15 protein-coding genes are annotated in these 16,296 nt (G+C 42.7%); 8 read left to right on the forward strand and 7 right to left on the reverse strand.

Annotation, left to right across the window (positions count from 1 at the left end; genetic code table 11):
• The first annotated feature begins 205 nt into the window (after positions 1-205).
• The 5 genes from trmB to GQA99_RS06650 all read left to right on the forward strand — a co-directional run bounded on the left by trmB (position 206) and on the right by GQA99_RS06650 (position 4,598).
• On the forward strand, positions 206-922 hold the full coding sequence (gene trmB / locus GQA99_RS06630) for a tRNA (guanosine(46)-N7)-methyltransferase TrmB (RefSeq protein ID WP_160053099.1): 717 nt from the start codon (positions 206-208) through the stop codon (positions 920-922).
• Between the two features lie 23 nt (positions 923-945).
• Positions 946-1,272 carry a 50S ribosome-binding protein YggL gene (locus GQA99_RS06635; RefSeq protein ID WP_160053100.1) on the forward strand — a complete coding sequence of 109 codons (327 nt, stop codon included), beginning with the start codon at positions 946-948 and terminating at the stop codon, positions 1,270-1,272.
• Between the two features lie 6 nt (positions 1,273-1,278).
• The gene (gene glsB, locus GQA99_RS06640) at positions 1,279-2,193 is read left to right on the forward strand and encodes a glutaminase B (protein ID WP_160053101.1); all 915 of its coding nucleotides are present in this window, start codon (positions 1,279-1,281) and stop codon (positions 2,191-2,193) included.
• 224 nt (positions 2,194-2,417) lie between these two features.
• Positions 2,418-3,230 (forward strand): YggN family protein, encoded by an 813-nt coding sequence (locus GQA99_RS06645; protein WP_160053102.1) that lies wholly within the window; start codon positions 2,418-2,420, stop codon positions 3,228-3,230.
• A 426-nt stretch (positions 3,231-3,656) separates the two neighbouring features.
• Positions 3,657-4,598: a LysR family transcriptional regulator gene (locus GQA99_RS06650; RefSeq protein ID WP_160053103.1), complete on the forward strand. Its 942-nt coding sequence runs from the start codon at positions 3,657-3,659 to the stop codon at positions 4,596-4,598.
• 904 nt (positions 4,599-5,502) lie between these two features.
• On the opposite strand, the gene GQA99_RS06655 is transcribed toward GQA99_RS06650, so the two are convergent.
• The 7 genes from GQA99_RS06655 to GQA99_RS06685 form a co-directional block, all read right to left on the reverse strand.
• Positions 5,503-7,356, reverse strand: coding sequence for a DUF885 domain-containing protein (locus GQA99_RS06655; RefSeq protein WP_160053104.1), 1,854 nt, complete (start codon positions 7,354-7,356; stop codon positions 5,503-5,505).
• A 253-nt stretch (positions 7,357-7,609) separates the two neighbouring features.
• Positions 7,610-8,749, reverse strand: coding sequence for a radical SAM family heme chaperone HemW (hemW, locus tag GQA99_RS06660; protein ID WP_160053105.1), 1,140 nt, complete (start codon positions 8,747-8,749; stop codon positions 7,610-7,612).
• Positions 8,750-9,394 carry an RdgB/HAM1 family non-canonical purine NTP pyrophosphatase gene (rdgB, locus tag GQA99_RS06665; RefSeq protein ID WP_160053106.1) on the reverse strand — a complete coding sequence of 215 codons (645 nt, stop codon included), beginning with the start codon at positions 9,392-9,394 and terminating at the stop codon, positions 8,750-8,752.
• A 394-nt stretch (positions 9,395-9,788) separates the two neighbouring features.
• Positions 9,789-10,181, reverse strand: a complete 393-nt coding sequence (locus GQA99_RS06670) for a DUF4426 domain-containing protein (RefSeq protein WP_373291412.1) — start codon at positions 10,179-10,181, stop codon at positions 9,789-9,791.
• Positions 10,182-10,353: 172 nt separating this feature from the next.
• Entirely contained in the window at positions 10,354-10,902 is a 549-nt protein-coding gene (locus tag GQA99_RS06675; protein ID WP_160053108.1) for a YggT family protein, read from the reverse strand.
• A 158-nt stretch (positions 10,903-11,060) separates the two neighbouring features.
• Complete coding sequence (gene proC / locus GQA99_RS06680; protein ID WP_160053109.1) at positions 11,061-11,879, reverse strand: pyrroline-5-carboxylate reductase; 819 nt, start codon at positions 11,877-11,879, stop codon at positions 11,061-11,063.
• Positions 11,880-12,184: 305 nt separating this feature from the next.
• Positions 12,185-12,871 carry a YggS family pyridoxal phosphate-dependent enzyme gene (locus tag GQA99_RS06685; RefSeq protein ID WP_160053110.1) on the reverse strand — a complete coding sequence of 229 codons (687 nt, stop codon included), beginning with the start codon at positions 12,869-12,871 and terminating at the stop codon, positions 12,185-12,187.
• A gap of 27 nt (positions 12,872-12,898) precedes the next feature.
• Here GQA99_RS06685 and GQA99_RS06690 point away from each other — a divergent pair, with 27 nt between their 5' ends.
• The 3 genes from GQA99_RS06690 to GQA99_RS06700 all read left to right on the forward strand — a co-directional run bounded on the left by GQA99_RS06690 (position 12,899) and on the right by GQA99_RS06700 (position 16,288).
• The gene (locus GQA99_RS06690) at positions 12,899-13,936 is read left to right on the forward strand and encodes a type IV pilus twitching motility protein PilT (protein WP_160053111.1); all 1,038 of its coding nucleotides are present in this window, start codon (positions 12,899-12,901) and stop codon (positions 13,934-13,936) included.
• Positions 13,937-13,947: 11 nt separating this feature from the next.
• Positions 13,948-15,060, forward strand: coding sequence for a PilT/PilU family type 4a pilus ATPase (locus GQA99_RS06695; RefSeq protein ID WP_160053112.1), 1,113 nt, complete (start codon positions 13,948-13,950; stop codon positions 15,058-15,060).
• Positions 15,061-15,187: 127 nt separating this feature from the next.
• On the forward strand, positions 15,188-16,288 hold the full coding sequence (locus GQA99_RS06700; RefSeq protein ID WP_160053113.1) for a putative porin: 1,101 nt from the start codon (positions 15,188-15,190) through the stop codon (positions 16,286-16,288).
• The last annotated feature ends 8 nt before the right edge of the window (positions 16,289-16,296 follow it).

Here is a 16,296-nt window from a genome sequence, read left to right on the forward strand (position 1 = left end):
ACCTTTTATACTCACTTGAGCAGAATCACTTGTTGATGACTAATTTAGCGTAAACATGTGCGACGACTTTAGGTATAATGCGCCACTGAATTTTTAAATTGATCTAATACAAATAGCAAAAGCGTAATATGGATGTAAATAGTTGCGTTGGTGCGCTAACGGTAAATACATACATCGCATAAATTACGTAAGCAATGAGGCAATAATGAGCGACGTTACCACAGCTGAGTTTAACGAAGACGGTAAGTATATTCGTAAAATCAGAAGTTTTGTTTTACGCGAAGGCCGTTTAACCAAAGGGCAATCTCAAGCTATTGAGGCACATTGGCCTGCAATGGGTTTAGATTACACCCCACAACCACTGGACTTAACAGAAGTCTTTGGCCGTGAAGCTGATACAGTACTTGAAATTGGTTTTGGTATGGGGGCGTCATTAGTGCAAATGGCTAGCGCAGCGCCTGAGCAAAACTTTATTGGTATTGAAGTGCATAAACCAGGTATCGGCGCTTGTTTAGCTGATGCCGGTGAAGCCAAAGTGACTAATCTTCGCGTGTATCATCACGATGCGATGGAAGTGTTAGAGCACAGTATTGCAGACGGTTCATTAGCGCGTTTACAGCTATTTTTTCCAGATCCTTGGCACAAAAAACGTCATCACAAGCGTCGTATTGTACAATCTGAATTTGTTCAATTGGTTCGCCGTAAGCTTAAAATTGGCGGCGTATTTCATATGGCGACTGACTGGGAAAACTACAGCGAGCATATGTTAGAAGTGATGAATGCCGCTGAAGGTTATAAAAACCAATCGACTACTGGTACAGTGGTTGAACGTCCTGATCATCGTCCGTTAACTAAGTTTGAAGCGCGCGGTCACCGTTTAGGTCATGGCGTTTGGGATATCATGTTTGAGCGTACCGCTTAATTTTAGCAACAGGAGAGTACATCATGGCGCAAAATCGTAGCCGTCGTTTACGTAAAAAATTACGAGTCGATGAATTTCAAGAGTTCGGCTTTGATATTAACTGGGTATTTGACGAGTCAGTATCTGAAGCCGACATTGATGCATTAGTGGATCAGTTTATTGATGAAGTGATTGAACCTCGTCAATTAGGTTTCCACGGTGGCGGACATAAAGAGTGGGAAGGCATTGTTGCCACTCAAGCCATTGGTAAATGTACTGATGAAGACGTTGCCGCTGCTAAGGCATTTTGGCAAGGTAAGCCCGTATCAGGTATCGAAGTCAGTGACTTATACGATATTTGGTGGGGATAAACTAAATTGCCTGAGCAATTATTACTTCAAGAAGCGGTAGACAAAGTCAGGCCGCTATTGGGTAAAGGTAAAGTGGCAGGGTATATTCCTGCCCTTGCCAATGTTGACCCCAATAAAATTGGTATTGCTATTACTACCATCGATGGTACTACCATTGGCGCTGGTGATTACCTCGAGCCATTTTCAATTCAAAGTATTTCCAAAGTCTTTAGCCTCACGCTCGCGTTAAATTTGTACACAGAAGATGAAATCTGGAACCGCGTCGGTAAAGAACCGTCCGGGCATTCATTTAACTCTTTAGTGCAGGTGGAGTTAGAGCGTGGTAAACCGCGAAACCCCTTTATTAATGCGGGTGCTTTGATCATCGCCGACTTACTGCAAGCCCGTCTAGGTGCACCAAAGCATAGGATGTTAGAAGTGGTCAGGCAGTTAAGCCAAAACCACCTGGTGAGTTACGATAAAGTGGTCGCTGATTCTGAATATCAATTCAGTGCTCGTAATGCCTCTATTGCATATTTGATGAAATCATTTGGTAATTTTGATGGCGATGTTGATACTGTCCTCAAAAGCTATTTTCATTATTGCTCGTTAAAAATGAACTGTGCAGATTTATCTCGAGCGATGTTTTATTTAGCCAATCGAGGTAAAACATTAGACGGTGAGAGCTTGGTTACACCAGTGCAAACTCGACAGCTTAATGCATTATTAGCAACATCGGGTTTATATGATGGAGCGGGGGAGTTTGCTTATCGTGTTGGTATGCCGGGCAAAAGTGGAGTAGGTGGCGGTATTATTGCTGTTATACCGGGCGATATGTCTATTTGTGTTTGGTCACCTGAACTTGATATGAATGGTAACTCGCTTGCCGGTACAGCAATGCTTGAACACATTAGTCAGCAATTAGGTCGTTCTATTTTTTAATAGCCCACCGTTAAATTAATTATTATTGAGATTTGCAAAATAGACTACTTTTTGGTTTATTTTGCGAATACACTGCCTTCATTGAATGTTTACTCTCCTGTCTGAACACATCTAAATTTTTTATCTTTTACAAATCAATGAATTAATAACTTGGCACAACTTGTGCTTTGTAATCATTATATCCAGACCAATTACTCATATTCTTATATTAAAGGGTTTTTATCATGACCAAACAAAAATTAATTTGTGGTTTAGCGTTAAGTGGCTTGCTGTTTAACGCCGGAGCATGGACACCTGCCATGGCTAAAATGTCACTTAATGATGAAAAGTGTAATGTCACGTTAAACTACGATATCACTGTAGAACCGACAACATTACAGTTCAGTGATAATGGCAATGAAAAATACCGTGTTGAGTTAGGTCAACTGTATGTTGATGGCAAAAAAGTGACCCTAGATGATAAGCAGCAAAAACTGTTAACCCAATACTCTGAAGAGTTGTCGCGCCAAGTGCCTGATGTTATCGATTTAGTTGATGACGTGGTTTCTATCGCCACGCAAGCTGTCAATATGGCATTAACACCGATTTTTGGCGAGGCGGCGGGTGTGCATATCGACAAACTTATGGTTGGTATTCAAAAGCGAGTCGACACCATGGCCTATCAGCAAGGTGATAAGTTTTATTTAGGCTCAACTGAAGCATCAATAGAAAAAACCTTCAATAAAGAATTTGAGCAAGAAATTGAACAAATGGTAACCAGTTCAATGGGGTCGTTAATGATGACCTTAGGCAGCCAAATTATGTCGTCAGAAGGTGGCACATTTGAAGAGAAAATGAATGCTTTCTCGCAAAAAATGGACAATGTAGGCACCGATATTGAGAAACAGCTAGAGTCACAGTCTCAAGGACTTGAAGCGCGTGCAACAACAGTATGTGACAACTTTGCTTCATTATTAGTACTTGAAAGCCAAGCTCGAGAAGCTATTCCTGAGCTTGCGCCATACACATTAGCTACACTCGGTGAAACCACCAAATAACTTTGCTTTCTTTTTAGTCACCCCGTCTCCCTAATATGACACCTGACTTCCCCTGTGCTCTTTTTCAAGACACAGGGGCTTTTTTTATGCGGTTAATGTCTCCATCTGCCTGCCATAGCTTAATTTCTTTGTTCTGATAAAAAAATTGTCAATTATAAATATAGAGCCATATAGTGTTTTTTTGTTATACTCTCCCAAATTATAAGAAAAATAGACTCTACTTTAGATGCGGTTATGTTTAGTCATGACGAAAATGAATGGCGGATAACAGCTTTTGCTTGTTTTGCTATTTTTTAATCTAATTCGATAAATATGACTGAGTTAATGTGAATGTTGACCTCAAATATAGCATTTGACTTGCCTTTATTTGAGATCCAATAAACACCTGAATTTTATTAATGTCGTAACCAGTTTAAGGCGACTTCCATGTTAGAACTGTTAGAACCTATCGCAATTTTTACTCACGTTGCACGAGCAGGAAGTTTTAGTGCTGCAGCCAGACGTCTTGGCATTTCTAAATCTAAAGTCAGCACTCAAGTAGCCGATCTTGAACACAAGCTTGGTGTGCAGCTTATTCAACGTACTACACGTAGTTTAAGCCTGACTGAAGCCGGTAATCTATTGTACCTTCAAGGTGAAGAATTACTGCGCGATGCTGAACAGGCCGTTGCAAGTGTGCATAACTTAAATGATGCCACTCGTGGTGTGCTGAAAGTGGGTATTTCACAGTCATTTGGTACCATGCATATTATTCCAGCATTACCAGACTTTATGGCCCGTCACCCAGAGCTTGAATTACAAGTGAGCTTACTTGACCATAAAGTGGATGTTGTCAGCGAAGGATTAGATTTATTGTTAACCATGTCTGAGCAACTACCCTTAGGTATGGTTGCTAGACCGCTAATGAAATGTCAGTTTTTGCTTGTTGCGTCACCTGGTTATATTGCTCAGCATGGTAATATCAGTCGTCCTGAGCAGTTGGTTGAACACAATTGCTTGGTGTATCAGGGCGAATGGCACGAGCATAGCATGTGGCAATTTAAAAAGGGTGAAGACTACTGCGAGATCGGTGTTTCTGGTAACTTCCGTGTCGATAATGCTCCAGCGCTTAAATCGGCTGCAGTAAGTGGTTTAGGGATTGTGTATCTTGCCAGTTACCTAATGGAAGATGAAATTGCTCAAGGTACTTTAGTGCCGTTATTACCCGATTGGCAGTTAACGCATAATTTACCATTGCAGGCGGTTTATCCACGTCGCAAGCATTTAGCACCTAAAGTTAGTGCATTTATCGATTTCATTAAAACCCACATTAGCAGCCCACCATATTGGGATGCAAAATTCGATCATTTATACAAACTTCGTAAGTAAAAGTGGAAACATTGTTTTCCATGTAAAACAAAGCCGCAAATTACCTTGCGGCTTTATTTTTACTTTATATTTATCAATTGCTTGAGTTATTCATTGTTTAGTTGTTTAGCGTATAACTAATCAATGACTTACTAATTGTTGCCGTGGTTGCTGTTGCACTCTGTTCTTATTTCAATACAATAGAATGTAGTTGATTCAGAATGATTTGAACATGCGTTTTCTGAGAAATGACCCCTTTTCAGTTGAGGCCCAAATCGGCAACTAAGCAAATTTTGAATCAGTGCTGACAATTGTTTGTTTCAAACTAAAACCATGTCGGCTTTGAAACCATCATCCTAGTTATTTGGTTACCCCAGGCATTGATCTGGGGTTATTTTTTTGTGCTTTGGTTTCAAATTATGTCAACGTAATAAAAATGCAGCAACCTCAGGTTGCTGCATTTTTGTTTGGTCAATAAACAATACCATTTCCATTAATTATGTGACCAATCAGAGTCACTCAGATTGCTCAGTTTGAGGCGCATTGTTGTAATAATGGTTATTCCCTTCTAAGACGATGCAACAAAGAAATGAACGGTCTGAGTTCCTCCTGCAAGGCGGGTTTCTGTGCCTTCTATGCTGCTTAATAGCATTTTGACGTACGACTGCATGGATGCAGGAGGTAGAGCAACGCAGGAGCAGTTGCCGAGAGCAACTATGCCTTCAATTCTATTACTTGCCTAGAAGACACAGAATTCCCGCTGAATGACCAGATAATTAGTGGAATTGGTATAAAATAAAACGGTTTACGTTTAGGGCTTATACTGCGAAGTATTAGTGCGCTGCATGATTTTGAAAGAGAACTACTTATTCAGTCATGCGCCTTGTTTAAGCCCTTTTAAACTCTTGCTGAGTCTAACGTAGTATTAGACCGCTTTGACTTGCTTAACCCATTTGTTGACTTGCTCTTCGAGTACATCGAGCGGCAATGGGCCATTTCGTAACACCACGTTATGAAACTCGCGGATATCAAATTTATCCCCAAGCTGTTTTTTCGCCTGTTCGCGTAATGACAGAATTTTAATCATACCCACTTTGTATGCGGTCGCTTGAGATGGCATCACAATATGACGCTCTACCATTTTTATGGCATCAGACTCAGCATTTGGCGTGTTTTCAACGTAATAAGCAATCGCTTGCTCACGGTTCCATTTTTTAGTGTGGATCCCGGTATCAACCACTAGGCGACATGCGCGCCATAATTCCATTGATAATCGGCCGAAGTCTGAATACGGATCAGCATATAGGCCCATTTCTTTAGGGAAATACTCAGAATACAATCCCCAGCCTTCAACATAGGCTGTGTAGCCGTTAAATTTACGAAACTGAGGGATGCCTTGCAGCTCTTGTGCTTTAGCTATCTGCATATGGTGACCTGGAATACCTTCATGATAAGCCAATGCTTCCATTTGATATTTTGGCATAGCAGCCATCTTATATAAGTTGGCATAATAGATCCCAGGGCGTGAACCATCTGGGGCTGGCTGGTCATAAAACGCTTTACCCGCAGATTTTTCACGGAAAGACTCAACTTGTTTAACCAATAATGCTGCTTTAGGTTTAACTTTAAAGACTTCGTCTAAACGCGACTCCATGTTGTCGATTAACGCTTTTGCTTCTGTTAAATAAGCTTGCTGGCCTGCTTTAGTGTCTGGATAATAAAATTGTTTGTCATCGCGCATAAAAGTGAAAAACTCAGGCAAAGTGCCAGAGAAGTCGACTTTTTTCATAATGATACGCATCTCATCATGAATACGCTTCACCTCAGCAAGGCCAAGTGAGTGGATCTCATCCGCTGTCATGTCTGTGGTGGTTGTGCGCGCAAGCGCGTTATTAAAAAAGGCTTCACCGTTTGGTAACTTCCAGGCACCATCACGATCATCAGCGCGCGCTTCCAGTGTTTTGGTGTAAGCGATTAATTGTTCATATGCAGGTTTTACTTTGGTGAGCAATGCCTGTTTCACTTCAGCTAATAAAGCTTGTTTCTTATCTTCGCTGATGTCGAGTTTAGCTATTTTACGGTTGGCATCTGCCCAAAGCGCATTGTCTTTACCTGTGTCGGTAAACGGGACACCTGAAATAATATTTTTACTGTCTGCCATCACATAAGCAAACACAAACTTAGGTGCAATAATCTGTTTTTCTGCACGAAGCTCTAATGCCGCCTCTAGTTGAGCTAACAAAGTTTCAGTGGCATTCAGACGGCTAATATAAGCCTTAGCATCGCTTTCATCGGTAATTTGATGTTGATTAATTAGGATGGCTGCCACCATTGAGTGCACGCCATACATTTGGTTCATTGGGTAGGTATGGTAGCGCCATTTATCGTCAGCAATGGCTTGCTCTAGGCGTGCATGTAATAACTCATAACTTAATGCGGTTTGCTCATCGAGTTGCTTAACATCTAAGGCATTGAGTTGCGCGAGTTGCTTTTTAGCGCGTTCAAGATCGGCGTCTGCTGCGGCTTCTGACAAGTCGTTCCACTTGCCGTAGTCTTTTTTGATACCCAGGTAGGTTTGATTGACTGGGTTAGACATAACGTTTTCCATGAAGATATCTTCAAACAATGCGTTGGCTTTTTCTGACTCGCTATTAAGAGCAACAGTCTTGGTTTCTTGTTGGGTTAATGGGGCTGTGGTGTGCGAGTGAGCAATAGTTGCTGTGCTAAATAAGCTTGAAAGTGCCACGGCAATAATAGTCGTTTTTGTTTTGATAGACATCGATATCTTCCTAAAGTACCCAATTATAGGGGGATATCCTAATCAAGGTTTCACTTAATGTGTTAATTGAAATGTTAGAAAGTGTGTATTTTGTTATTGAGAGCACAAGTAAAAAGTACAAATAATATAAGGTGAGAAACGTGCCCACCGCTCAATGCGTATGGGCGCATTTAACACAAACAGTAGCACAAACGGGTAGCACAAATCTTGGTGCAAACTTTGGTACCAACAGTCGCGCAAACTAGTTTGAGGGTTAAATAAATTGCGACAGTAAGTCGTTCACAAACATGTGCCCCTTTGGTGTAAGTTGCCAGTGGCTGTCAGTTTCTGTTAATAAGCCCCTTTCTATCGACTTTTTCATGCCAGTGTTAACCACATCTGCAGATTGCCCAGTACGTTGCTCAAATTCGGTTTTTGCAATGGGAGTCATCAGCCTTAAGCGATTCATCAAGTATTCTAAGGGGCGGTCTTCTTCTATCACATCAGATGTTTCAAACGTGTAGTTTTCTGCGGCAAGGTAGCCTTTAGGATGCTTAATTTTAACGGTTCTGATAATCCGATTTTGCTCAGGTAAGGTGACTTTACCGTGTGCGCCACAGCCTACGCCCAGGTAATCGCCAAATTGCCAGTAGTTCAAATTATGTCGGCATTGATAACCTGGTTTGGCATAAGCAGAAATTTCATATTGCTCGTAACCTAATGCAGCAAGCTTTTTTTGCCCTTGTTCGTATATTTGCCACAGGTTTTCATCGTCTGGCAGCTGTGGTGGTTTTGAATGGAACAAGGTGTTTGGCTCAATAGTGAGTTGATACCAAGATAAATGCGGTGGTGCTAAAGCTGTCGCGGTATCGATATCGTGCATGGCTTCATCAAAGCTTTGGTTCGGTAGGCCATGCATTAAGTCGAGATTAAAACTTAAATAGTTAGCTTGTTTGGCTTTTTGCGCTGCCACTTTCGCTTCATCTTCGTTATGGATACGACCCAGTAAATTAAGCTTTTCTTTAGAAAAACTTTGTACCCCAATTGATAGTCTTGTCACTCCAGCTGCTCGATAAGCACTAAAGTCATCATGCTCAAGCGTACCAGGGTTTGCTTCCATCGTAATTTCAATATCATCTTCAAATGGAATTAATGCATTAGCCCCCTCAAGAAAACGTTGAATTTGACTGGCGTCAAACAAGGACGGGGTTCCACCACCGATAAAAATAGTGTGTATTTTACGGCCTTGTACGTAAGCTAAATCGGCCTGCAGATCGGCTAACAATGCATCTACATATTCTTGCTGCGGTAGCTCGCCATTTTGGCCATGGGAGTTAAAGTCACAATAAGGACATTTCTGGACGCACCATGGGATATGCACATACAAACTTAACGGTGGCAGTTGTAAAGTCATTTATTGGCCGCCATTTAAGCTTTGTGAATCTTGCGACTGAATCAAGCCTTGAGCCTTCATGGCGTTAATTAATAGCTCAAGCGCCTTACCGCGATGGCTGTGGGTATTTTTTTGCTCGCTGGTAAGCTCTGCAGCACTGCAATCAAAACCTTGTGGTATAAACACAGGATCGTAACCATGGCCTTGCTCGCCCTGGGGCGTTAAGTTAATACTGCCTTCCCAGGCGGCCTGGCAAATAATTGGCGACGGATCTTTAGCGTGGCGCATATAAACCAATACGCATTGAAAACGAGCAGAGCGTTGAGTTTCACCGGTTAGTGCATCTAACAGCTTAAGGTAATTGCTGGTTTCTGTGGCGCCAGCGCCTGAATAGCGGGCAGAATAGATACCTGGTTGTCCTTGTAATGCGTCGACCTCGATGCCTGAATCATCTGCTATTGCAGGTTTTCCTGTTATTTCAGCCGCATGGCGCGCTTTAATAATGGCATTTTCAACAAATGTGGTACCTGTTTCTGCAACATCTGGCACATTAAACTGGTTTTGAGGCAGCATTTCGATACCGTAAGTGGTAAACATTTGCGCAAATTCGGCTAATTTGCCTTTGTTGCCACTGGCAAGCACGATGTGTTGAGTTGGAGATTGCATGAGTTGGTCGACCTAAGGTAAAAATTTGCCATATTATACGCTAACAAAGCTGCGATGTACTATGGTTCTTCGGCTATGATTCTAGGTTTTAGGAACTCGCAGGCTCGCCAGAGGGCGTGACTTCGTCACTGCTAGGGTCGCTTCGCTACTAGGTTCCAGGGCGTGACTTCGTCACTGCTAGGGTCGCTTCGCTGCTAGGTTCCAGGGCGTGACTTCGTCACTGCTAGGGTCGCTTCGCTGCTAGGTTCCAGGGCGTGACTTCGTCACTGCTAGGGTCGCTTCGCTGCTAGGTTCTAGGGAGTGACTTCGTCACTGCTAGGGTCGCTGCGCTACTAGGTTCTAGGGTGTGACTTCGTCATTGCTAGCTGCGCAGCGTCGTTCTAGCAGCGCTTTATTATTCTACGTAGAACTTTTGCTTAAATTTAAGTGATGTATTGAGTTGATTTGCATATTTTATTGCGATATCAAAATTGACTTCTTGATCGTCCCTAAAAGGCACTTCGGCAATGTAGTAGATTGCATCTCCTTCACGGATCTCTTTAAAATCAAGTGTCATGCGCGCATCAATGAGGTTGTTGGCGATACCAGAGATTTCAACAGCGACAGGAGGATTGCCTTCCTGGTTAGTATTTAATACTGTGATATTTACTAAGCCATTATAACCACTGCGGGCGATACCGTAGGTTTTGGCAATTTCTGGGGTAATAAAGGTGCTGTTAAGTGCCATATAGTGAATATCAAAATTACCCACTTGTTGTTTTTGTTCTGCCTGGGCAACGCTTGCCATGCAAGCAATAGATAATATTAACGCGCTAACAATACGGCGTGAATGTAACAGTGATTTTAACATGATTGAGTCCTGTATTGACTTTGTGACTTTAGAGATAAAAAGAGCAGCTATTAACAATTAGCTGCTCTTTTAAATTCAGTTGTAAAGCGATAGTGAAGAATGATATCGCTTAAATCATTGCCCAAAATGGAATGTACTGTGCAAAAAGCATGTTTAAGAAGTTCATCGCAATAAACACCACCAGCACCGATAAATCTAAGCCGCCAAGTGACGGTAAAATTTTACGTACAGGCGCTAAAATGGGCTCTGTTAACTGAGTCATAATCATCACAACTGGGTTATAACCTTGATTAAACCAACTTAAAATTGCGCGGATAAGCAGCATCCAAAACAGTAACACACCCGCATTTTTAAGCACTGATACCACAGAAAATAACAAGATGGTTAAAATATCAAAGCCGGCACCTGCGATGAAAGTAAGCACTAACATTTTTAAAACAACAACGATAAGTGCCAGTAAAATGGATGAGGTATCGATACTACCGATTGACGGTAACACCCGGCGCATTGGCGCGACAATGGGTTGTGTCGCCTTGACTACAAATTGGCTGAACGGATTGTAAAAGTCGGCTTTAGCCAGTTGTAACCAAAATCGAAGAATGACTACCATAAGGTATAAATCAAACACCGTGTTGATCAAAAAAACCATTGCATTCATGAATATTGCCTTACATTTATAGCATTGAATTGGATAAGGCTCATTTGCCTATTTCACTTTAGTAGTCACACTACATGTCATAATCTTATCACTAAGCATTTTACATAGAGATAAATAATCTTTCATCTGAACTCTATATCATCAAGCTTAGCGATTTATTAAAACGTTTTAGCCATCTCTTCAGCACGATCCACACAATTGCGCATGGCTTTATCGACTAAACCGCCTAGATCGCCCTGTTGAAATGTCTCTACCGCTCTTGCTGTTGTGCCGCCTTTAGACATCACATTTTGGCGTAATTGCGCCACAGACAGTTGTTGGTTTTGAATCACCATTTGCGCCGCGCCAAGTGCCGCTTGCTCTGCCAGTAATCTGGCTTTGTCTTCGGCCATGCCCATGTTTACGCCCGATGCAATCATCGATTCAATAAACAAGAAGAAGTAAGCTGGTGAACTGCCAGAAAGAGCAATCACTTGGTTTAAACCATCCTCGCTGTCTACCCACACCACCTTGCCACCGCTTTGCATTAAGGTTTCGCAAATGGCTTTCTGCTCAGCAGAAATATCATCTCCAGCGTAAATACCGGTCATGCCATAGCCAATTTGAGTCGGTGTGTTTGGCATAGTACGAATAAGCTTAATTGGTTGCTTAAGATATTGCGAGTAACGCGCAGCGGGAATACCTGCAGCGATAGTGATGATTAACTTATTGGCTAAATCTAGGTGGCTTAGTGCATCACAAACGGCTTCCATTAGCTGTGGCTTAACACTCAGTACAATGACATCAGCAGCTTGTGCAGCGGCAGCATTGTCGTGTGACACTTCAATGGCAAAATCTTGCTTTAATGCATCAAGCTTGCCTTGACTGGGATTGGTTGCGTGGATAAGGGCACTTGGATAACCATGTTTGACTAAGCCGCTAATAATACTGCGAGTCATGTTGCCCGCGCCGATAAAACATACTTTTGCTTGAGTCATTTCAATTACATCCAATAAATAGAGTGAATTTATATTCTGTTGTTATATATGTTACCTAAAAGGGCGCTTCGCTGCTAGGGCGTGACTTCGTCACTGCTAGGACGCTACGCTGCTAGGGTGTGACTTCGTCACTGCTAGGACGCTACGCTGCTAGGGCGTGACTTCGTCACTGCTAGGACGCTATGCTGCTAGAACCTAGAACCTAGAACCTAGAACCTAGAACCTAGAACCTAGAACCTAGAAGGACGAAGTCCGCCCTCAGGCGAGCTTGCGAGCTCCTAGACCCTAGAATCTGTCTTCTCGATTTATCGTTCACCAAATATCGCGCTGCCGATACGCACCATGGTAGAACCATTAGCAATGGCAATGTCCATGTCGCCGCTCATGCCCATTGATAAGGTATCGATACTGGGATATTGCTGCTGTAATTGGTCGAACAGTGTTTTAAGATTGGCAAACTCTTGTTGCTGTAATTGGGTGTCGGCTGTTGCCGTTGGAATAGCCATTAAGCCGCGCAGCCTTAAATTAGGCAATTGATTGATAGTAAGCGCTAACATGGCAACCTGATTGGCATCCACACCAGACTTACTGTCTTCCTGGCTAATGTTGACCTGAATACACACATTTAACGGCTTTTTATTATTGGGGCGTTGGTCGTTTAACCGCTGGGCAATTTTGTCGCGGCTGACGGTATGCATCCAATCAAAATGTTCGGCAACGATTCTGGTCTTGTTTGATTGTAATGGACCAATAAAATGCCATTCGATGTCGGGATAGTCGGTTGCCAGTGTGGTGATTTTTGTTTCACCTTCCTGGACATAATTTTCACCAAACTGGCGTTGCCCTGCATCATACGCTGCAATAATGTCGTTGATTGGCTTGGTTTTACTTACCGCAAGCAAGCTTATGTCGCTGGGTAATCGCGAACAATTTTGCGCCGCTTGGTTAATTCTGCTCTGGGCGATTGATATTCTGTCTGCTATTGTTGTCATAATGTTGGTTAAATGGATGTCTCTACAATGGAAATCACTGAATTACTCGCTTTTAGTGTAAAACACAAAGCATCAGATCTACATCTTTCAGCGGGTGTTTCACCCATGATCCGCGTTGACGGTGAAGTGAGAAAAATTAACTTACCCGCACTCGATCATCAAGGTGTTCATAGCCTTGTTTACGACATCATGAACGATAAGCAACGAAAAGACTACGAAGAACACCTCGAAATCGACTTTTCATTTGAAGTACCTAACTTAGCGCGTTTTCGTGTTAACGCATTTAACCAGGCTCGAGGTGCAGGTGCGGTATTTCGTACCATTCCATCGGACATTTTGTCATTAGAGCAGTTGGGTGCGCCGGAAATTTTTAAAAAAATCTCTAGCTATCCACGTGGTTTAGTCCTTGTTACCGGGCCAACGGGTTCTGGTAAATCGACCACACTAGCCGGCATGGTCGACTACATTAATGAAAACCGTCATGAACACATTTTAACCATTGAAGACCCTATCGAATTCGTTCACCAAAATAAGCAATGCCTGGTTAACCAACGTGAAGTGCATAAACACACTCACAGCTTTAATGCCGCACTAAGAAGCGCACTACGTGAAGACCCTGATGTTATTCTCGTGGGTGAAATGCGTGACCTTGAAACGATCCGCCTGGCAATGACCGCAGCTGAAACGGGTCACTTAGTGTTTGGTACTTTGCACACCACCTCTGCGGCTAAAACCATTGACCGTATTGTCGACGTTTTCCCAGAAGGCGAGAAGGGCATGGTGCGCACCATGTTATCAGAATCTCTACAGGCCGTTATTTCGCAAACCTTGATCAAAAAAATTGGTGGTGGCCGAGTTGCTGCGCACGAAATTATGATGGGTACCCCAGCGATTCGAAACCTTATCCGCGAAGATAAAGTCGCGCAAATGTATTCAGCCATTCAAACGGGTATGGCGCACGGTATGCAAACACTCGATCAATGTTTACAAAACCTGGTGAATCGCGGGCTGATTACTCGTGAAGATGCCATGCATAAGAGCTCGAATAAACAAGCTAATTTTTAAGGATTAGGATCATGGATGTTCGTCCGTTTTTAAATATTATGGTCGAGAAAAAGGCCTCGGATTTATTTATCACAGCGGGTTTTCCGCCCAGTGCCAAAATAGACGGTGAATTACGTCAATTGTCTGAAACAAAATTAACACCGCAACAGTCTTTAGAATTTGTTGAGTCGTTAATGAGTGATGTGCAAAAGAAGGAATTTCACGACAGCAGTGAATGTAACTTTGCCTTTGCCGCATCAGGTTTAGGGCGATTTCGTGTCAGTGCTTTTTGGCAGCGAGAATCTGCTGGCTGCGTAATGCGCCGCATTGAAACCGATATTCCTGAAGTTGATGATTTAAAATTGCCTGCCATTCTTAAAGATTTGGTCATGAGTAAACGTGGCTTAATCATTATGGTTGGTGGTACCGGCACCGGTAAGTCTACCTCGCTTGCTGCACTTGTGGGTTATCGCAATGCGCATGCTCGCGGTCATATTTTAACAATTGAAGACCCGGTCGAATTTGTGCATAACCATCGCAAGAGTATTATTACTCAGCGAGAAGTGGGCATCGATACCGACTCGTTTGATGCTGCACTCAAAAGTTCATTACGTCAGGCGCCAGATGTTATTTTAATTGGTGAAATCCGAACGCAGGAAACCATGGAGTTTGCGTTATCGTTTGCTGAAACAGGTCACTTATGTATGGCGACCTTACACGCCAACAACGCTAACCAAGCACTTGACCGTATTATGCATTTAGTGCCAGAAAGTAAACACAATCAATTACTGTTTGATTTGTCGTTAAACTTACGCGGTATTGTTGCGCAGCAACTGATCCCAAAATCAGACGGAACAGGGCGTCGAGCCGCCATTGAGGTGTTAATCAATACCCCACGTGTGGCCAGCTTAATCGCCAAAAACGAATTGCATCTTCTTAAAGAAACCATGGGGAAATCTCGTGAGCAGGGCATGCAAACGTTCGATCAGGCCTTGTTAGATTTATACCTCGAAGGCGAAATTAGCTATGCAGATGCATTGCACCACGCCGATTCTCCAAATGATTTACGCTTAATGATTAAACTGCAAGGTAACGAAGCTACCTCTGCGGGGTCAATGGAAGGCATTACGCTAGACATGGATTAGTTATATTTTGAGCGTTTAGCACGATTAAATGTCGCAATGAGAGGTCACAAGCAGCAACTTGTGGCCTTTTTTGTTATTATTTAACACTGTTTAAGCAATTATATTATTAACCATTCAAGGATGCCTCATGCATTTATGGCAAAAAGCCACCCTGGCTTCATCGTTATTTCTTTTTTCTCTTTCAGCATCGGCTGTAAAAGTATCAGATGAATTAGATATCGGCGGTGCGGTACGAATTAACTACGGTTGGAAAGATTACGACAACAATGCAAAGTTAGAGTTTGAATTGTTCCGTGCCGACGTCAATTACAAAGCGAAAGATGGCTTATTTGCATCAGCTCAATACCGTTGGTATCAAGATATGGATGTTATCCATCATGCGTATATGGGTTACCAGTTTGATGATGCACAATCAGTTCAAGTAGGCGTAACCCAAGTGCCGTTTGGTTTTTTACCTTATGCCGCTCACTCATTTTGGTTTAGCGCTGCTTATTACCTTGGTTTCGAAGATGATTACGATGCTGGTGTGCACTATAAAAATCAGCAAAATGGCTGGCGTTATGACTTAGCGTATTTTGCCAATGACGAATACGGCGATGGCTCTCGTTATGACCGTTACTCGTTTGACGTAGCAACAACAGGCGATTCTCCATACGAAGAGTCTGGCCAAATCAACGCTCGTATTGAACGTGAATTTACCACAGGTGAGGTGTCTCATAAGTTAGGTGGTTCGCTGCAGTTTAGCCAGTTAGATTTTATGGCTGATGCGGCAAACATCAACGGTGAAGACACAGACAGCATCGCAGCAGCTGCACATTGGCAAGCCGACTGGCAAAAATGGCAATTACAAGTTCAATACATGCATTACGACTATGACGTAGACAGCAACCGTATTGCGATTGGTGCTTTCCAGTATCAATCTGATATTGCCGCTGAAGCTGATGTGGCAATCGTTAACGTGGCTAAGTCGTTTGATGTTAGCTGGGGACCGATTACTCAATTAACCTGTTATAACGATTACAGCCAGGTGATGGCATCTGGTCAAGGCTTAGATGACTCAATACAGAACGTAACCGGCTGTGCTATCACGGCGGGTAAACTGTATTCTTATGTGGATTGGATTGCCGGTAAAAACATGTACTTTGTAAACGGCCCTGGTGTTGGTATCGACAACGGTGACACGGCCTGGCATTCAAGATTAAACATCAATGTGGGCTTTTATTTCTAAACGCGAAT

The organism is Shewanella litoralis, from assembly GCF_009828585.1.
Taxonomy (GTDB): domain Bacteria; phylum Pseudomonadota; class Gammaproteobacteria; order Enterobacterales; family Shewanellaceae; genus Shewanella; species Shewanella litoralis.